This window comes from Paenibacillus sp. MT86 (genome assembly GCF_058792535.1).
This window is the reverse complement of record NZ_CM179499.1, coordinates 2,209,940-2,228,107: the sequence shown is the minus strand read 5'-3', so window position 1 is coordinate 2,228,107 and position 18,168 is coordinate 2,209,940. Positions and strand designations below refer to the sequence as shown.

Genomic DNA, 18,168 nt, shown 5'->3' with positions numbered 1-18,168 from the left:
AAAGAGGCGTGGTGGAACCGTCGTTCAACCACGCCTCACTATAATTACTGTATTTTCTGCAGCTGCGGAACCTGTACTTTCTCATTCCGTTCGTTGTCATGGTCTGGATGCACGATTCGTCTGCGGCGATCGACCAAGCCTTCTTCTCCCAGCTCCCGATATTTGCGCATCCACACTTTCAGCCGTCCGATGTCTGATATTTGTAAGGCGGATGCCACTTCTTTCTTCGTCATGCCCTCCAGCCGCATGGCGACTGCCTTTTTCTTTGTTTCGAAACTGTAATGATGGAATGTCTGTCCCTTTTTCGCCATGATTATCACCTCTTTACTACCTATATCGGTTATCACCTGGCTACTTTCAATACCTGCGACCTATTCCGACATGCGCATCCTTTTAAGGTCTATAGAACCGACCGCATTTCCCCCTAAATAAATCCATGATATGGTATAATTTGGGCTAATACATTACAAGGAAATAGAGGGATTTATTTGTTTAAACTCATTATTTTCGGATTTTTGTTTTACATTTTCGGCAATCCGATAACGGCGATTCTGGTGCTGCTTCTTATCGTGTACGTGCTGGATCGCCGTTTTGTCGGGGTATTTCCCAGTGTGACGAAGCCGTTCAAGCGTGCAAGGGCTATATCCAAGCTGCGCAGACAGATTGCGGTCAGCCCCAGCGACGTATCATCCCGGCACGAGCTTGCCCGATTGCTGCTGGAGCGTCGCAAGTATGGAGAGGCCCTAAAGCTCCTGGAAACCATGGAATCCAGTTTAGAGGATTCCGCCGAATTCTGGGACGATATCGGAAGCGCGCGTCTGCATACCGGCAGCATCGCTCAGGGAGAGGCGGATATCGTCCGGGCCCTTCAAATCAATCCGAGGGTCAAATATGGCCGGCCTTACCTTAGGCTTGCCGAGGAGTTTCGGGATTCGGATCGTGAGAAGGCACTCCACTATTTGGAGCAGTTCCATGCCATCCACTCTTCCTCCAGCGAAGCCTTTTATTTGCTGGGGTATATGTATCAATCGCTGGGAAGGGCCGAAGATGCCAAGAAATCCTATCAGGAATCGATGGACGTGTATCGCTCGCTGCCCAAATACAAAAAACGGCAGGAACGCAAATGGGCGGTTCGAAGTTGGTTCAGGAACTTATTCTAAGCGTTAATATTAGATTAAACCAAAAGGACGTCCGTTAGAGGTCATGGGACCCGGGGACGTCCTTTTTTTCATGAGAATTTCCGTTTCTTATGCAAGTGGCTTGTACCCAAGCCGGTTTAACTGTTCCGCGATCACCCGGTACCCTCGGCCATTCGGGTGTAAACCGTCCACCGACATCAGTTCCTTCTCTCGGCCAGAAAATTGTGCGTAAATATCCGCAACGCGAAAATAGCCGTCGCTCAACCCCATCAAATGCCGATTGAACCGAATCACGTATTCCGTTGCCTCCGTCCAGGCCGGATATGGATTATACAGTCCGATAGCGCGAATAAAATAAGGCTTGCTGGCCGGTGACTTTATTTTGCGGATATGTTTGACGATATTAGCCACATGGTTCTGGCATCGATACAAGGCGGTGTCCAGCACCTCCCGATTCGGTCGACCTCCCGTGGACTTCACCGCACGAATCAGGTCATTGCCGCCGATCGACATCGTGATAATCTGGGCCTGCTGCAAATGATAGCGATACGTTGGAAGCTGAACGACCCGATCGTATAATTCATCCGAGGTTAATCCATTGACCCCGAGATTCTCATGGGCCACGAATTGGCGAAGCTTCTCCTCCGCCATCCGACGGTATAACGGAACAAAACCGCTGCCAGGCATCGCCCCAAACCCAAAGGTCAAGGAATCGCCGACAGCGGTATAATGGTACACCAACATGTTCACCCCCTGCCCCGCTCGTTACGACATTATATGAGGAATGCCTCCTGTGCGAAACGGGTATATGAACTTGAATGGCAATTTTAATTCCAATCGGAGACGCAACATGCATCCATAGGAATGACTATTCTTCGGATTCCTCCACCTCATAAATGCAGCGGAATCTTTCGACGCCCGGGTACTTCTCTCCCAGGCTGTAAACCTCGAAACCGATACTGCGGTAGAAGTTCACGGCCTCTTCGTCCGTTTCCGCAATGACCCGTTCCGGTTTAGGCTGCACCTCGAGGAGCAGCTCCAAAATCAACCCGCGTCCGTATCCCTTCCCCCGATTCTCCGGCAGGACCGCTAAATGCCGGATGATAAGCTCGTCCTCCATCACATCAAAACCGATGACTCCCAGAAGAAGTCCGTCCTCCTCGTAGCCGAACAACCGGCTGTCGCCGCCCTGATAAAATGCAGCTGCCTCGTCCACCGCCTCCGGATCAGGGAAAACCGAGTAACTGAGCAGCTCCTTGATTTCGGGCTGCGACGCTTGCATCGTTATATCTTTAAGCATACCTATCTCCAATCTAAACTCATGTAGGACTACAGCATCTTCTCTGCGCTGATCCCCAGCTTGCGCAGCAGCATGGCCGCCTGCGCTCTTTCCTCGTCAGACAATCCGCTAAGCACCTTCACCATCAACTCCTGATGCTGAGGAAAGATGGCCTCGAAAAATTCCTTCCCCTCTGCGGTCAGCTCGGCATAGATCACGCGGCGGTCCTCAGCGGAAGCCCGGCGAACAAGCAGGTTTTTCTTCTGAAGCTTATCGACCACGTATGTAATGTTACCGCTGGAGATAAGCACCTTCTCCCCTATTTTTTGCAGCGGCTGCGGACCTTTGTGGTACAGCACATCCAATACCCCAAATTCGGTGGAATTCAAACCGTGGCTGTTGATGCTTCGATGCGAATGCGTCATCACTGCGTTATAAGCTCTGGCCAGGACTACCAGCAAATGCAGCGGGTAATCCTCGTGTTCTTGAAAATCCGACATACTTCACCCTCCGAAAGATATCATGTATTTAAGGTTAATGAACGCCGGATCAACTGTCAAATGTATTCTTGGCCTGCATGCTCGCGGAATGCAATATCCGTACCGAACCGTCCCGGCAGCCGATAATCGCTTGGTCGGCCATGCCGATGAACAGACCATGTTCAACCACGCCGGGTACAGTGCCTAAACGGGAGCTCAATTCCTCCGGCCCCGAGATTTCCTGGAACCGGCAATCAGCAATATAATTCCCGTTATCCGTTACATACAACCCTTCATCCGGCTGACGGCGCAATTGGACCGAACAACCAAGCTGTGCCAGGGATCGAATCGTCCACTCATAGGCAAAAGGGACAATCTCAACCGGCAGCGGAAAAGCACCCAGTTGTGCTACCGCTTTTGCCTCATCCGCCACAATCACGAGCCGTTCGCTGTGATAAGCCGTGATCTTCTCGCGAAGAAGGGCTCCGCCTCCTCCCTTGATTAACCGCAGCTGATCATCCAGCTCGTCAGCCCCGTCGATCGTCAAATCCAGGCGATCGATCTGGTGTACGGGCGTCAGGGGTATTCCTTGTTCCATCGCCAGCTTCTCCGAAGCGTCAGAGGTAGCCACGACCTGGATCGAGAGACCGGACCTGACCATCTCCCCGATTTTGAGAATGGCGTAATAGGCGGTGGAGCCTGTGCCCAGACCGATCTTCATCCCGTCCTGAACATACTTGGCGGCATGCTCAGCCGCTATTTTCTTCATATTCATTTCACTCGTCATAGGACCCGCTCCTTCGTCTTAAGCTGAATCAAATGTTATAATATGGGGTACAGTGATCATTTTCATGCCAAAGGAAAGGATTATGCCATGCGAACAGAGAACCAGATCAAATCCAAAATCAATGAACTTTCGATGCAAAAGAAAAAACTGCAAACCCGACTGGCAGCTCTCGAAGAGAACAGCCCTGAGCGCGCTTCCCTTCTCAATCAGGATGCCCGTCTTGACGACATGATTACCATGCTGGAATGGGTGCTGTTTGAACCAAGCGGTTCCTATCATATGTAATAAACGGCGAATAAACGGCAGGGGCGCACATTTGCTCCCCTGCTTTTTATTAAGGTTACAGAATACACCATGTTACAGCAGAGCTGAACACTTCTATAATCACATGGTTTTTTCTTTAGATCTCAGAAAGTATGAACTTCGAAGCATGGCCTTACTGATATCGCAAGAAAAACGTCCTATACATGCGGTCTGTCTTCTCAGAATGTACGTCGATAGAGGTTTTTCTTATACTTGCGCCTCCTTCTCCTGCGTGAACCGCTCCAGCCAACGGACATAGAGCTCTTCATTCTCGGGAGAAAAGCAAACGAAATCAACCCGCTCCAGCCGGTTATCCGGCAGATCTTCCTCAAGCAGCTTCGTCACCGCCTTTAACGCCACGTCACATGCCGGAGCTTTAGGATACTCGTAGATACCCGTGCTTATATTAGGAAAGGCGATGCTTTTGGCACCGACCTCGATTGCAAGCAGGAGACTGTTGCGGTAGCATTCCGCCAGCGTATGCTCCTCGCGCCTTCCGCCGCCCTCCCAGATCGGGCCGACGGTATGAATGATATGCTGGGCAGGCAGCCGGCCTGCTCCTGTAATCACGGCGTTGCCTGGCGGGCAGCCGCCTTGCTGCTTGCGAATTTCCATGCACTGCTCCATGATCTCCGGCCCTCCGGCGCTATGAATCGCGCCATCCACGCCTTTTCCGCCCAGCAGTCCCGAATTTGCAGCATTGACGATAATGTCGCCCGTCCATGTCGTAATATCGCCTATAAAGACGGAGACCGATGTCCTTCCGATTTTAAATGTTTTCATTTCGGAAAATCTCCTTTCGGTCTTTTATTTCTCTATTACCCCGCAACAGGGTGGATTGACCCGGTTCGGCCTATTCTGTCCTCGCCTTTTTTTTCGCGGCTGCAGACAGACGGTCGGTTAAGCTCTTCTCCTCCGGCCCCTGCAGCGCTTCCTCCACGGTCCGATAAAACATCAGCGTGCCGGTGTCCCTGGCCTTGGTCAGATGATGAAGAAACACGTTGCCGGCTTGCTCCAGCTTCAAGTCTTCGGATTCATTTTTAACCCGGCAAAGATATACCTTCATCAAGCCTTGCGGATCGCGAAATTCCATGACGCCGATCGGACTCAGCGTCCTTTTGTCCTCCTCGGTGAATTGAGGCGTCATATAAACGGTATATTCCGAAGCAGGCGGAGGAATGTATGCTTCCCGCTTTTTATCCGCAATTAATTTGGAATTCATAAATGCGATGTAACCCGCTGCCGCGAACAATAGGATGCAGGCAGCGATTGCGATATTCTGCATGAATGTCTCTCCTTGTACATAATCAGTCCATGAGGCATTAACCTAAAAATCTTCTGTTATATAAACACCCGCAATACGGCAATAGCCAGTAAATGCAGCGGATAAAATGAACGCCATACCCAGCGGCTCACCCGGACGGACTCCAGTTTTCTCCATAGATGAGGGCCATAAGCTATCACGGCCGTCGGGATCACGCTCCACATCTGCAGCTCCCAATCATTAAGGAACCAGAACAGCAGGTTCAATAACATATGAAGCGGAACGAGCCAGCCGGCCTGAGCATATCGGAAAATCAAGATCAACAGCAAGCCGTAGGCTCCGTAATCAAACGGAAACTCACTCATCAACGCACAGGCTGCAACAACCACCATCCATGATAGCAGCCGGGAATCCGATCGTTCCAGCACATAAAGAACCAAGGCTCCGGCCAACAAGGTTACGACCACGTTCAGCCCTTCGGGATCCAGCGCAAGCTGGTACGGAATTTGGGAGACCGCTGCAATAACGGCCAGCCGTGCGATATACTTGGGTCTCGATGAAGTGTAGCGGTGTCCCTGCACGAGAGCGTAAACATAGATTGGAAATGCGATGCGGCCGATGATTCTCCACATCTCCTGATGCGGAAAAAACACAAGCCCGATATGATCAATCAGCATCGTCAGCATGGCGATCCACTGCATGATAACCCCCTCCTCGCACGGTAAGATGAACATTCGTTATGTATGTGGAATCGATATATCTATTATGGGTTGCAAACAGGGGACTTGCAAGCGGAGAAAAGATGAAGAATTGGGTATCCGGCATCCATGTCCGATATCCTATATAATAAGAACAAAGGCAGCTTGAGGACGAAGGAAACGCTGGTTTGAATCCTAGTATCAACATCTTCTCAGCTGGAGGTGACTGCCCGATGGAAAAGAAAAAAAACAACATGGCCTTAGGCATATGCATGGGGATCGGCGTGGGCGTGGCGATTGGAGTGGCAATGAATAATATTGCTATTGGCATAGCAATCGGTGTTGCCATCGGCATATCGTTCGGCTCCGCCATGACAAACAAGAACAAAAGGCCGCCCCAAGAATAAACGAAAACGCCAAAGAACAAGGAATAGACCACCCGGCTAGAATCGGGTGGTCTATTCGGGTTCCGTAAAACTTACCCCATGACTGCAAGAATGGACCGGATGTTTCCGTTACGGACTTCATGGGCCCACTTGCCCGTAAGTAGGGGGCCGTCAACCTCGAACGTGTCTCCTCCCGCCGTCGTCAAGGTGAACCGCTGAATCGCAACGCCGTCCTGTCCGAACGTATTTGCCGCGCGCTCGCTGCGATACGTTACCTTGACGGAACCGAGGAAGGTGAACGACACCTCCTGCCGCTCGTCAAACAGCCAAGCCGGAAGCACCGGGTTCAGATGAAGCTGAAGCTCGTTGTCCTCATAACGGAATACTTTTTTTCCGGCCATCATCATAATCCACATGCTTAAGAATTCGGCCGTCGATCCGCTCAGCCTTGCCACAAAACCGCGTCCATGCACATGGGGATCCGGATTGACGCTGCTGGCGATGAACGATGAATTTTCCAGGGTGCTGCGTCCATAAACGGCCGGGTCCAGAAATGGGATAAGCGATGTTTTGATTTCCGAGAAAAACTCGTCGTACAGTCCCGCTTTTAATAAGGAAAGCAAGTATTTATAGGTCATATGCAAAAATACGGATTCCCGCTCCAGCCAGCCGGCCGTGAATGCGCGGATGCGTCCGATTTCATCGCCTTCCCCTTCCAGGCTGACGGACGTCTTATACATCCCCAGCGCGGCATCATATAAATCGGAAGCCTTGATCCGATCATACATCGCTCTCGCCTGACCTTCATTGGCGAGCTTCATTCCCCGAGCCGGGGCTTCGAGAAAATGCGGAAGCGCATATGCTTTGAATTCCAACACTTTGGCGGCAGGCAAGCCATAGCGGGTGATGACCGGGCTGCCCTCCGCATCCCGGATTTCTTCGAACCGCTCCGCTTCAAAGCGGAAGTACGTTGGAACGATTCCGCCTCCCAGCTGCTCGGCACGCTGAATCCCTTCTTCAATCTTGTCCAGGAAAGCCGCGTATATCCTCTTTACGCGCTTCACCGGAATCTCGACCTCCAGGCCGCTGATGCCGTATCGGACGGATGCCCGATAAGACTCGCGCTGCCCAGCTACCCGATCCCAATATCGGAAGGAGTCCAAAACGCCGGTTTGATATTGCTGCACGGCATCATATACGCCCTCTAAATAAGAGGCGATTTCCTCCGGCACCATCACCGTATGATGACCGAACCGCTCGGCAGCCTCCACAATGAATGCCACCATACGCTTCAATTCCATCGTTTCGCTCATCCCGGAGCCGAACAGACCCGGCAATCCGTTCATCGCGTCATTCCAGCCCGGCTTGTTTGCCTCCATCTCAACCCCCATCCCGTAAGGATCGAGCGTTGCCATTTTATTGAGGGATAACGAGATCATTTTGACAAACAGATTCGTACGGTAAATGTCGCCTTGTCCGCCATTCCCCCGCAGCCATTCCGCCGCGTTCCGCTTTCTGCCGAGCTTATTCAGCTTCTCCTCGTCCTCCAGCAGCGCGCCGTACTGGCGAACCTTGCCCCGGCTGATCACAACCTTCTCGCTCCGCGGGAGCACATATACCGGGCTGTCAAAGAATGTATAGGCATTCTCGCCAAACAGCAGCTCTTCATATTTGTCGGGATAAATATCCAGGAAACCATCAACCAAATCCATGTTATAGGTCCAGTGGTCCGACCAGAAGCCTTCGCCGAACGAAGCCGCAAAATGCTGTTCGGATATCGTCAGCAATCCCGATAAGAACCGTTCCTCGTCGATCGCCAGCCGAATGCCTTGATCCGATATCGCGTTAATGATTTTGCCCGGGGTGAAATCCCCGGCACATGCCTTCGCGAGCTTATCGTAATCCTCCCGAGCCGCGGAGGCTTGCAGCAGCTCCTCCAATTCCCCCTCCATGCCTGGGGCTACTCGAAACCTCGTGCCTTCTACGCTAAGGGGATTATAACCGTCGGCTTGAATGAGGCTGAAGAACATCCGGATGTTGAACGTGCCCACCTTCGGATTGAAAAACACATCATTTCGGCGGTTCTGATTCATGTCCCGGAAATTGCCGTTCCCTTGTGAATAATATTCCGGGGCCAGCGAGAAAAAGTTATAGTCCCGCTCCGGATCCCCGTGCTTGCGGGAATAGAGGTGGACGACCGCGCCTTCCTTCCCGTTATCGAATATGAACGGATAACCGCCCCGCAGGAAATTGTCCAGATAGGACTGCCGGCTGTATTCATCAAATACAGGCAACCCTGTTTGGGTAGATACGTCATCGGTTAATTGCCGGATCAATGCCGATGCCTCCTTCCGTTTATCGAGGATATAGGCAGGCGAACACAAATCTTTCGAGCGTTTGTTGATTTTGCCGATATCGTTCACATGACCAACCAGCGTATACACCGTTGCCGTCTCCCCAGGCTCAAGCCGCGCCGATAATCCGCTGAAGCCGCATGGCACTTTGTTCACAGGATACGGCGTGGCTTGCGCCAAGGATTCGATCGAACCCGCGGCAAATCGATCGGGGTGGATCAATGAAGTGTTTCCGCCGAATATCAGCTCAAAATCTACGATCGGTTTGATCAAATTCCCGTGCTGATCAAACGACAGATAGAAATGGCCGTTCGTAACTTCGGTAACCTCCGCCTCATCATGCGTACTGGAGCGAACCTTATAGAATGGTATGCCCCGGTCCAGATTCTTCACTTCCATCCAGCTTCGCAGCAGATTGCCGACCTCCTTGTACCCGCTGTTCTCGACGCCGTAAGGCAGAATCTCCGGCATACCGTCCAGCAGCTCAAGCGATTCCGTCCGGGCCCCGATATTCGTCACGCTGACCTGGCGGACGAGCGCGGCAAAATCTTCACCGGGCAGCTGGAAATACGACACCGATGTTCGAAGCCCTTTATCTGCATGCTCCTCCTCGATGACCAGCTCATTCTGACGAATCAGCATCGTTCTCCGTGCCTTCGTGTCCGGCTGAAAGGATTGGAACGGCTCATATACGGCCGGCGTCCCGGCCATCTTGATAAACGTGCGGAAGCCGGTGGCGGATACGTTCTTATACGAGATATTGGCCGGCGAGAATTCCATGATCGGCGAATTCTTGTCGCGTATGCCGAAACTGCTTATCCCTTGGCCCCGATTGACGTAAAAGGTCCACATCGGTATCCCCTTCAATCCGGCAATCCCCGGCAGGAAGCTGGAAAACGGCTTGGCGAGATCATACTGCTCGATAACAAAGGCATCCTTCTCAAAACGATAATTGGGCATGTTCAAATCCTCCTTAAATGAGTGCATCATTCGTTGAAATCAAGAAGCCGCCCGTTTCGAAACCGGTTTCGAAACGGGTTAAAAATGAACCCTGCTCTTTAGGTTCACCTTAGGTGACCGGGCGGCAGGACTCCCGGATCATTAATTCGACTGGCAGCATAACCGACTTCACGGCGGTATCCCGCTCTTCGATTGAAGAAAGAAGGATCTCCGCGGCAACCTTGCCAAGCTGCTCCGTATCCTGGCGGACCGTCGTTAATGCAGGGGTAATGTAGCGGGACATTTCAATATCGTCAAAGCCGATGACCGACACGTCTCCCGGCACGCTCAGGCCCTGGTCCAGCACGGCACGAATCGCTCCAAGCGCGAGCAAATCCCCAGCGGCGTAAACGGCTGTCGGCCGATCCTCAAGCGCAAGCAGCCTCTTCATGGCTTCGTATCCGCTCTCGGTGGAGTAAAAATCGCTGCCGGTTATGTACTCTTCCCTTAGGTTCAGATCCAGCTCACGCAGCGCTGTTTCATAGCCATGTTGGCGCTGCTCGCCTGCAAACGTATTCAATCCGCCCGAAATATGGGCAATGCTGCGATGGCCAAGCGAGTGCAAATACCGGATTGCCAGCATGCTGCCTCCGATATTGTCGGAGTAAACCGAATGCACATGCTCCGGTGACGAATCCAGAATGACGCACGGAATGCCGCTATCCAGCAGCTCCTGGAAATCGGGATCATCGTTGCTCGACAGGATGACCACAACGCCGTCGACGCCCCTGATTTTGCAATGCTCCACGTAACTGCTTCTTCGGCCGCCGACATCCTTGGAAATGAACATCAGGTCATACCCTTTGGATACGGAGATTTTCTTAAAGCTTTCGATGACGGCTCCAAAATAGGGATGCCGAATTCCGGCTCCCGTGGCTTCAACAAAAAGAATGCCGATAGTCCAGGATCGCTTGGTCGTAAGCGACCTGGCATTGGCGTTTGGAAGATACCCCATTTCCTTCGCGGTTTCCAGGATCTTGACCCTCGTCTTTTCCCGGACGTCGGGATAATTGTTGAAGACTTTGGATACCGTCGTAGGCGAATAACCTGTTTTCTTCGCAATATCGTAAATCGTTGTCAACCTTGGAATCAGCTCCTGCCCTTCGCCGACATAATCTAAAACCATCTCTCTGGTATTAAATACTACCTGTGCCGGCAGGCACTCGTCAATGTTATTCCGCACATCCGGGCAGGAGCTAAAACTCCCGGTTTTCCAAATGACAACGGCTAGGACAAGCTGGCGGAGGCGTTCTGCGCTTTAGCGGAATGATCCGTTTCCTGATGACGAATCATCAGCATGCAGATCAGCGCAAGCAGCATGCTGCCGGCGGCGCAATAAAACAGGATCGAATACCCCATTCCGTCAATAAGCTTGCCCAGCAGAGGCGGCGACGATATCGCCGCCAGCGAAGATACCAAATAGTACATTCCTGTCCGCGTTCCGATGCTGTCCTCCGAACCGGTCGATACGATGAAAGGGTAAGAATTGATATTGATGCAGGCCCAAAACAATCCGCCAACGGTCAGCAGTACGCGAAGCAGCAGCAGCGATTCTACCCACGGGACGAGCGCAAAGACAATCAGCAGCCCGCTGACGCCGATCAGGATCAGCCGTTTCTTCCCGAATTTACCGCCAAGCCATCCGCTGGGAATCGCAAACAGAACGAAGGCGAGCGAAAAAAACGTCAAGGAAAAGGACGCCTGCGATTCCGTCAGCCCCATCTCATTCTTCCCGTACAGCGTAAACAGCGTCTCAACCCCTTGGTACGCCACGAACCAGAAGAATATGGCTGCCAGCAGCAGCACCGTCGTTCGATTGATTTGGCTTTTAAAGGAAATTTTGGCTCTGGCGGCCGTCTGGGCTTGATAGCCCGGAGCGTCGCGTTTCTCTTGGATGAACGTCTTCAGAATGAACAAAGAGACAAGCGTTACGCCGGCAGCTGCAATGAAAGGCAGCGTCGCATGGGTGCTGTACAGCACCGAGCCCACGCCGAATGCCAATATGGACCCCAAGCCGCCCATAAAGTTAATGATGCCGTTGGCTCTGGTGCGCCGCTTCTCTTCCGTTATATCCGGCATCAATGAAACGGTTGGCGAACGATACAGGCTCATGGCCAGGTTCATGAGGACCATGAACAGCAACAACGTCGCCATTCCGTTATGAAACGGAATCATGGCCGTAAACAAAGCGCCTAGCGGCATTCCGATAAGCAGGTAAGGCATTCTTCTGCCGTACCGGGTGTGGGTACGGTCGCTTCGGCTTCCAATCCATGGCTGCAAGAACAAGGCAAAGTAATTGTCGATCGTCATAAAAAAACCGATCCATGCGACACTGGATATGTAATCCTCCAGAAAGTAGGGCACAAACGCATTGTACAGCGCCCAGGTAATGCTAATGCTGAAAAAGCCGAATCCCAGCAGCCATGTTTTCCTCACAAAGTCACGCTCCCTTGGTTTGCAGCAGTCCGTTCAGCACATCCGGATAATCCGTAATGATGCCCGCAACGCCCGCATCCATCAACTCTTTCATCCGTCCCTCGTCATTCACGGTCCACGGATGATAGGCGACGCCATGCTGCTTCGCTTCCGTTACCCACTCCGGCAGAACCGCCCGATGGTATGCGTGCAGGGCATCCGCTTTAGCCAATTTGGCGTATTCCCACGGCTGGTACAGCCCTTCGCCGTACAGCAGCCCGGTACGAATTTCTGGATCAATAAGTTTGCATTCCACCAGGGAATAATGATTGAAGCTCGAAATGACGATTTGCTCTGCCATGTTGTAATGCCTTACAGCCTCAATCACGCGCTTTTCCAGCTCGGGGTATAGGATCGTTCCGTTCTTCAGCTCGATATTAACAATCGTGCCGCGGTTTTGGGTTAATTCCAGCAGCTCTTCCAGCAGCGGAATCCGTTCGCCTTGGAAATCGGCACCAAACCATGAGCCTGCGTCCAGCTTGGCCAGCTCGTCGTATGTATAATCCTTGACAAGCCCCTCGGCCCCCGTCGTGCGGGCGACGCTCTCGTCATGGATCAATACCAGCTTTCCGTCCTTCGTCATTTGGACGTCGGTTTCGATCCCGGTAGCTCCCTGCTCCAAGCCTTTGGCAAAGGCAGCCATCGTATTCTCGGGGCATATGGCCGATGACCCGCGGTGCGCGAAATTGATCAATTGTGACATTTGTACTTCCTCCTGAGTGATTAAGTTTTGGTTTTGTACTATAAATATAGCTCGCAAATGTTAGAGCTATGTTATCATTCCATTTTTCATATTCCACATCGGTTGATGAAACCCTGTCATGTCCTAATTAATTTTTCAAATGATTGACCAATTTGCATGTCAGGCATATAATTGTTTAGACAAGTATTTTTGAAAACCTGAAATGAAAGGTGTGACTTTTTCTTGAAAATACCTAAACGCAACCCTTCCATCGGTTTTCATCTGGGTTACACCTATCGGCGCGCATCCCAATTGTTTGCCAATGCCCTGAAGCCCTATGACATCACCCCCGAGCAATGGCTGGTTCTGTACCACATCGGCGAGCACGAGGGCCTGAATCAGAAGGAAGTTGCCGCCAAAGCGGACAAAGACCAACCCACGACAACCCGTATTCTGGACCTGCTCGAGAAAAAAGGATACACTCGCAAAGCCGTATCGGTTAACGACCGAAGAGCTTTTCAGCTCTTTTTGACAGATACAGGCAAGGAACTGATTGAAGCGACCACAGCCATCGAAAGTCAATGCGGAAGCCAATTAATCGAGGGCATTGACGAGAAGCAATTGGAGATGTTCTGGGACACACTCTCGCGCATCAATGCCAACATACACAACTTACACAACAACAGGAGAGATGTTCCACATGAATGATATCAACACGAAACAACCGCTATGGACCAAAGAATTCATCACGTTGATGGTCAGCAACCTTTTTCTGTTCCTGACCCTGCAGATGATGCTGACCACGCTGCCCGCATACGCCAAGGAGGCGTTCACGGCAAGCCCCTTGCAGGTGAGCCTCATAACCAGCCTGTTCGCCTTCAGTGCGATCGCGTCCCGCTTCGTATCAAGCAAAGCGCTGGAAAAAGGAAAGCTGAGGCTGCTGCTGTACGTCGGGCTGCTGATTTCCCTGGCAGCCACGCTCGGTTATTACTGGGCGAGCGGCATAGCCTTCCTGCTGCTGATGCGCATATTGTTCGGCATCGGCTTTGGGATGACAAGCACCTCGTTTCCAACCATGGCATCGGATGTCATTCCAATCAAACGCTTGGGCGAGGGCATGGGGTATTTTGGGCTATCCACTACGCTTGCCATGTCGATCGGTCCCATGATCGGCTTGACGCTGCTGCAAAGCGGCGGTTTCACTCCGCTCGTGATCATCACGGTCATCATCAACCTTCTGATCTTCCCTCTCGCCTACCTCCTGACATCAAGAGCGGCTAAACGGAACGCGGAGCGCCCTGCAGCGGTTCAACCCCGAGTTGAGGATAAACCGAAGGGCTCCTTCAACAAAAAGCTGATCCTTCCCAGCGTCCTCAACTTTTTGATGTCGATTACGTACGGCGGATTGCTGAGCTTCATGGCATTGTTCGGAGCGGAGGCTCACCTCCGGAATCCCCAGTATTTTTTCTTGTTCAACGCCATTGCCATCATTCTCGTACGGCCGTTCTCCGGCAGAATTTATGACCGGTACGGACATAAGGCGCTTGTTATACCCGCTGCGATTCTGATGGTATCCGGTTTGCTCCTGCTTACCTTCGCCACATCGACGGGATCCATGCTGTTATCGGCACTTTGCTACGGCATAGGCTTTGGGGCGATGCAGCCGTCCATCCAGACCTGGATGATTCAGGAGGTTCATCCGCTGCAGCGCGGCATGGCCAACGGCATGTTCTTCAACTCCCTGGATTTCGGCGTGGCCATCGGCTCGATCGCGCTCGGCGCCATCGCCAAATCTACATCCTATGCCATCATGTACCGATACTCGGCGATTGCGCTCGTGCTGTTGATCCTGATTTATATCATCATGCAGGCAGCCGGCAAGTCGCGTTCCCAATCCACCACGGCAGTCGAGGACACCGAGGCTACCGCGGCAGGTTAACGAACAAAGCGATAACGAAAAAGCTTCGTCAGCCGGAATGCACGAAAACCGGGATGATGCTTGGCCACAAGGAAAGGGATCGGCCATCCAAACGGACCCGGCATATGAGAAAAGGTCTTGTCCATTATTTATGGACAAGACCTTTCTTTTTCAATCCTTGCGGTTTCTTGAAATCGACCCGGTATGAATTCCCTCCGGAATCGTCTTCTTTTGCCTCCGGCTTCACCGCGAACAACGTAAGCAGGCCGCCTACAGCCGCCACGGCTGCCAGCGTGCCAAACATCACCCAGTGGTTCGCGCCCAGCAGGAGAGAAACGACCGGCGGCCCCAGCGATACCCCGATAAAACGCATGCTGCTGTAAAGCGAGGTGATGGTGCCGCGCTGCTCCTTCTCCACGCCTTCCGTCAGCAGCGTATCCATGCACGGCAGCACCATGCCGATCCCGATACCGCCAAGCGTCATCATACCGACGACAAAATAGATCTGTTCGCTAAAGCCGGTGACGATCAGGGAAGCCGTCAAAATAACCATGCCGGCGAAACCGGTCCACTTCTTTGCCGCTTTGTTTTTGCCCGTAAATTTACCGGCTAAATAAGAAGATAGGCATAATAAAGCCAGTGGAATTGCAAGCACCAATCCTTTTACTACGCCATGTAATTTGTAAGTGCTTTCCAGCGTCTCCGACAAATAAAAAAGAACGCCGAATACGCCAAACATTGCGATGCCGCCGATGGCGAATATCGCATACAACCATCTTCCCTTCTCATGCAAAACCCCCTTGGTCGTTTTCAAAAACTCACGCAGAGATTGTTTATCATTGTTATTCGACTTTGGCGTCTTCACGAGAAAAATGACGAGCACGAGTGAAATCAGGCATAGAACCGGAATCGATATGAAGGGCAAGAACCAGATGAAGCTTCCCAGCAGCGCACCCAATATCGGACTGACAACCTTACCGAACGTGTTGGAGGTTTCGATGATTCCCAGGCTTTTGCTAACCTCTTCTTCCTCTTTGAACATGTCGCCGACAAGCGGGATGACGATCGGGAAAGCCCCCGCTGCGCCGATTCCCTGTAGAAACCGGCCGGCTAATATGACATAATACGCCCCTGTCCCGCTTAGCAGCCAGGCAGCTACCGCGGACACAGCTCCGCCTAACGCCGCAATAATCAGACTCGGGATGATGATCTTCTTTCTTCCATACCGATCCGACAAATACCCGGCGATCGGAATCAGCAAGATGGCTACAACAGCATACACCGTTATCAGCATACTCACTTTGAAGGAGCTGATCCCTAAAACTTTGGAAATTTGCGGCAAAATGGGAATCAGCATGGAATTGCCTAACGTCATGATGAGTGGTATGGATGCTAGGGCAACCAGATCCCATTTCTTGTTTTCCATGAGAGAAGACCACCTTTGCGTTATCTGTCATCCATATTGTAGGTTCTTTCGCCCAGAATATGCATGACGGCAAGGTGGCCGTTTTTTCCCATATGCAATTTTTCCTTAATTATACTTTAAAGCCGGACATCAACTGACGAAGCTTGCCAGACATCACGTTAAGATCTTCAACGGAATTTGTGATTTCTTCCATGGACGCCAGTTGCTCTTCCGTTGCGGCACTGACGCTTTGCGTACCGCCTGCCGTCGTCTCCGTGACCTCCTGGATTCGACGGATCGCTTGAACGAGCTCCCCGGCTCCCGAATTCATCTGTTCGGTTGCAGCGGTGACGCTTTGAATCTGACCGTTCAATTCGCCGACCGACTGCTCGATTTCCTTAAAGGCTCGCTCGGCTCCTTGCGCCACGTTCATGCCTTCGGTTACTTCGCGGGTTCCCTGTTCCATCACGCCGGCCAGATTCACGATGTCTTGCTGCAGCTCGTGAACGAACTGTCTGATTTCGACGGAGGAGTTCGATGCCTGATCAGCCAAATTCCGGACCTCTGCGGCGACGACCGCAAAACCTCTGCCATGTTCGCCAGCCCGAGCGGCCTCAATGGAGGCATTCAAGGCAAGCAGTGAGGTCTGCTCCGCAATTTCGATGATGATCTGTCCCATCGCCCCGATGTTGGAGGCCTTCTCTCCGAGCGCACGCACGGATTGCGCAGATTGGTCCACGCTGGTACGGATGCCTTCCATCTGGGTTAGCGTATGTACAAGTGCCTGTTCCCCTTCAGCCGCAAGCTTGTTCGCCGCTGCCGCCAGCCCGGAAACGTCTTGGGCTGCAAGCGCGATATGCTTCATGCCTTCCGCCATATCCGTAACGGTCGCCGTCGTTTCCTCCGTATCCTGCAGCTGGTTCTCTACCCCGGCAGCCAGCTCTTCCATAATCCCGGACGTTTGGTGGGAGGCTTGACGGATTTCCTCTGTCGTCGAATGCAGCGTCGAAGCAGCGATACCCACTTTACCTGCAGTATCCTGCACTTGGACGACCAGCTCCCTGAAGCCATCGACCAATTTATTATAAGCATCGGCTACATCCCTGATTTCATCTTTCGTTGTAATGTGTAATCGGGTAACCAGATCACCCCCGCCTTCGGCAATCTTCAGAAGCTGACTGCTCATCTGGTTCAACGGACGGATCGAACGGGTCAGGAGATAGCCCTGTATGGCAAAATAAACGACGGCGGCCGCTCCGATCAGCATGATGATCAAATTCTGAAACCGGCTGCTGGCCGCAATCTGATCAGCCTGCTTCGCCAGGGTTTCATTTTTATGTACCGTAAACTTTGCGATCAGCTCGCTAAATGACTTGCGCACTTCCCGCTCCTTGTTAAAGGCAGCTTCGTACACCCGGAAAGGGACCGCCTTGTAAAAACCGGTGTCATACCCCAATTTGTTCAATACCTCGGCAATGGCCTCGGAGTATACGACATAACCGGCTTCAATCTCGTTAAATACCTTCTGGTCTTCTTCTGCCGTCATTAAGCCTTTGGTTTCGGCCATGAGTTTGACGACGGACTCCTGTTTCGATTTCAATGAATCTGCAAAGGTCGAATCCCCGGTCAATAAGTAGCCCCGCTCATCATTGGAAACGCCCGTCAACAGGGTCTCCAATTGCGTCAGGTTATAAATGACCTTCTGGTCCTCTTCAATAATCTTGCTGAACCTCTTCTCCGTCATATTCGATGTGATAAACGCAATGATTACGATAACCGCCGTAACCGTCGCAAGTATCGTAGACGAAAGAATTAATTTTGTTTTTATCTTCATCCGCAAGCACCCGACCTTTGATATAAGTAATATACCCCCATTCCTTTTTTCGTCAAATTTGTGTCAAGAGTGAATAGGCAGGACTACCGTGAAATCGCTTAACTCGAAAATAATTGAAAAAAATTTATTAATCACCGGTCAAATGTTGATAAATTTTGGATAACTC

19 protein-coding genes are annotated in these 18,168 nt (G+C 51.8%); 5 read left to right on the top strand and 14 right to left on the bottom strand.

Features of this window, described 5'->3' with window-relative positions; translation table 11 throughout:
- Positions 1 to 44: 44 nt before the first annotated feature.
- Positions 45 to 311 (bottom strand): helix-turn-helix domain-containing protein, encoded by a 267-nt coding sequence (locus tag AC3RCL_RS09625; RefSeq protein ID WP_015736382.1) that lies wholly within the window; start codon positions 309 to 311, stop codon positions 45 to 47.
- A gap of 177 nt (positions 312 to 488) precedes the next feature.
- On the opposite strand from AC3RCL_RS09625, the gene AC3RCL_RS09620 reads away from it, so the two are divergent.
- Positions 489 to 1,160 (top strand): tetratricopeptide repeat protein, encoded by a 672-nt coding sequence (locus AC3RCL_RS09620; protein WP_492535270.1) that lies wholly within the window; start codon positions 489 to 491, stop codon positions 1,158 to 1,160.
- An 87-nt stretch (positions 1,161 to 1,247) separates the two neighbouring features.
- Here the strand turns inward: AC3RCL_RS09620 and AC3RCL_RS09615 are convergent, their stop codons facing one another.
- The 4 genes from AC3RCL_RS09615 to rpiA form a co-directional block, all read right to left on the bottom strand.
- Positions 1,248 to 1,883, bottom strand: a complete 636-nt coding sequence (locus AC3RCL_RS09615; RefSeq protein WP_009595336.1) for a GDSL-type esterase/lipase family protein — start codon at positions 1,881 to 1,883, stop codon at positions 1,248 to 1,250.
- 124 nt (positions 1,884 to 2,007) lie between these two features.
- On the bottom strand, positions 2,008 to 2,439 hold the full coding sequence (locus AC3RCL_RS09610) for a GNAT family N-acetyltransferase (RefSeq protein ID WP_090908142.1): 432 nt from the start codon (positions 2,437 to 2,439) through the stop codon (positions 2,008 to 2,010).
- Between the two features lie 29 nt (positions 2,440 to 2,468).
- Entirely contained in the window at positions 2,469 to 2,918 is a 450-nt protein-coding gene (locus AC3RCL_RS09605) for a MarR family winged helix-turn-helix transcriptional regulator (protein WP_096776733.1), read from the bottom strand.
- Between the two features lie 49 nt (positions 2,919 to 2,967).
- Positions 2,968 to 3,684, bottom strand: a complete 717-nt coding sequence (gene rpiA, locus AC3RCL_RS09600; RefSeq protein ID WP_492535269.1) for a ribose 5-phosphate isomerase A — start codon at positions 3,682 to 3,684, stop codon at positions 2,968 to 2,970.
- A gap of 87 nt (positions 3,685 to 3,771) precedes the next feature.
- Between rpiA and AC3RCL_RS09595 the strand changes: the two genes are divergently transcribed.
- Positions 3,772 to 3,969 (top strand): hypothetical protein, encoded by a 198-nt coding sequence (locus AC3RCL_RS09595; RefSeq protein WP_015736388.1) that lies wholly within the window; start codon positions 3,772 to 3,774, stop codon positions 3,967 to 3,969.
- A 225-nt stretch (positions 3,970 to 4,194) separates the two neighbouring features.
- On the opposite strand, the gene AC3RCL_RS09590 is transcribed toward AC3RCL_RS09595, so the two are convergent.
- From AC3RCL_RS09590 to AC3RCL_RS09580, 3 genes are all read right to left on the bottom strand, one after another.
- Entirely contained in the window at positions 4,195 to 4,770 is a 576-nt protein-coding gene (locus AC3RCL_RS09590; RefSeq protein ID WP_015736389.1) for a macro domain-containing protein, read from the bottom strand.
- A gap of 70 nt (positions 4,771 to 4,840) precedes the next feature.
- On the bottom strand, positions 4,841 to 5,272 hold the full coding sequence (locus AC3RCL_RS09585) for a hypothetical protein (protein ID WP_015736390.1): 432 nt from the start codon (positions 5,270 to 5,272) through the stop codon (positions 4,841 to 4,843).
- A 56-nt stretch (positions 5,273 to 5,328) separates the two neighbouring features.
- Entirely contained in the window at positions 5,329 to 5,952 is a 624-nt protein-coding gene (locus AC3RCL_RS09580; RefSeq protein ID WP_015736391.1) for a TraX family protein, read from the bottom strand.
- Between the two features lie 230 nt (positions 5,953 to 6,182).
- On the opposite strand from AC3RCL_RS09580, the gene AC3RCL_RS09575 reads away from it, so the two are divergent.
- Positions 6,183 to 6,356 (top strand): glycine zipper domain-containing protein, encoded by a 174-nt coding sequence (locus tag AC3RCL_RS09575; RefSeq protein ID WP_015736392.1) that lies wholly within the window; start codon positions 6,183 to 6,185, stop codon positions 6,354 to 6,356.
- A 71-nt stretch (positions 6,357 to 6,427) separates the two neighbouring features.
- Here the strand turns inward: AC3RCL_RS09575 and AC3RCL_RS09570 are convergent, their stop codons facing one another.
- From AC3RCL_RS09570 to AC3RCL_RS09555, 4 genes are all read right to left on the bottom strand, one after another.
- Positions 6,428 to 9,649 carry a cellobiose phosphorylase gene (locus tag AC3RCL_RS09570; RefSeq protein WP_492535268.1) on the bottom strand — a complete coding sequence of 1,074 codons (3,222 nt, stop codon included), beginning with the start codon at positions 9,647 to 9,649 and terminating at the stop codon, positions 6,428 to 6,430.
- A gap of 109 nt (positions 9,650 to 9,758) precedes the next feature.
- Complete coding sequence (locus AC3RCL_RS09565; RefSeq protein WP_492535267.1) at positions 9,759 to 10,769, bottom strand: LacI family DNA-binding transcriptional regulator; 1,011 nt, start codon at positions 10,767 to 10,769, stop codon at positions 9,759 to 9,761.
- 146 nt (positions 10,770 to 10,915) lie between these two features.
- Positions 10,916 to 12,124: an SLC45 family MFS transporter gene (locus AC3RCL_RS09560; protein WP_492535266.1), complete on the bottom strand. Its 1,209-nt coding sequence runs from the start codon at positions 12,122 to 12,124 to the stop codon at positions 10,916 to 10,918.
- A gap of 4 nt (positions 12,125 to 12,128) precedes the next feature.
- Positions 12,129 to 12,866 carry a glycerophosphodiester phosphodiesterase gene (locus AC3RCL_RS09555; protein ID WP_492535265.1) on the bottom strand — a complete coding sequence of 246 codons (738 nt, stop codon included), beginning with the start codon at positions 12,864 to 12,866 and terminating at the stop codon, positions 12,129 to 12,131.
- Positions 12,867 to 13,088: 222 nt separating this feature from the next.
- Here AC3RCL_RS09555 and AC3RCL_RS09550 point away from each other — a divergent pair, with 222 nt between their 5' ends.
- Together AC3RCL_RS09550 and AC3RCL_RS09545 are read left to right on the top strand one after the other, a co-directional pair.
- Positions 13,089 to 13,553 (top strand): MarR family winged helix-turn-helix transcriptional regulator, encoded by a 465-nt coding sequence (locus AC3RCL_RS09550; protein WP_036663997.1) that lies wholly within the window; start codon positions 13,089 to 13,091, stop codon positions 13,551 to 13,553.
- Positions 13,546 to 14,784 carry an MFS transporter gene (locus AC3RCL_RS09545; protein ID WP_492535264.1) on the top strand — a complete coding sequence of 413 codons (1,239 nt, stop codon included), beginning with the start codon at positions 13,546 to 13,548 and terminating at the stop codon, positions 14,782 to 14,784. The genes AC3RCL_RS09550 and AC3RCL_RS09545 overlap by 8 nt, the downstream gene beginning before the upstream one ends.
- A 124-nt stretch (positions 14,785 to 14,908) precedes the next feature.
- On the opposite strand, the gene bcbE is transcribed toward AC3RCL_RS09545, so the two are convergent.
- Together bcbE and AC3RCL_RS09535 are read right to left on the bottom strand one after the other, a co-directional pair.
- Positions 14,909 to 16,213 (bottom strand): bacillibactin exporter BcbE, encoded by a 1,305-nt coding sequence (gene bcbE, locus AC3RCL_RS09540; RefSeq protein WP_306436892.1) that lies wholly within the window; start codon positions 16,211 to 16,213, stop codon positions 14,909 to 14,911.
- Between the two features lie 85 nt (positions 16,214 to 16,298).
- Entirely contained in the window at positions 16,299 to 18,002 is a 1,704-nt protein-coding gene (locus tag AC3RCL_RS09535) for a methyl-accepting chemotaxis protein (protein WP_492535263.1), read from the bottom strand.
- Positions 18,003 to 18,168: the final 166 nt, after the last annotated feature.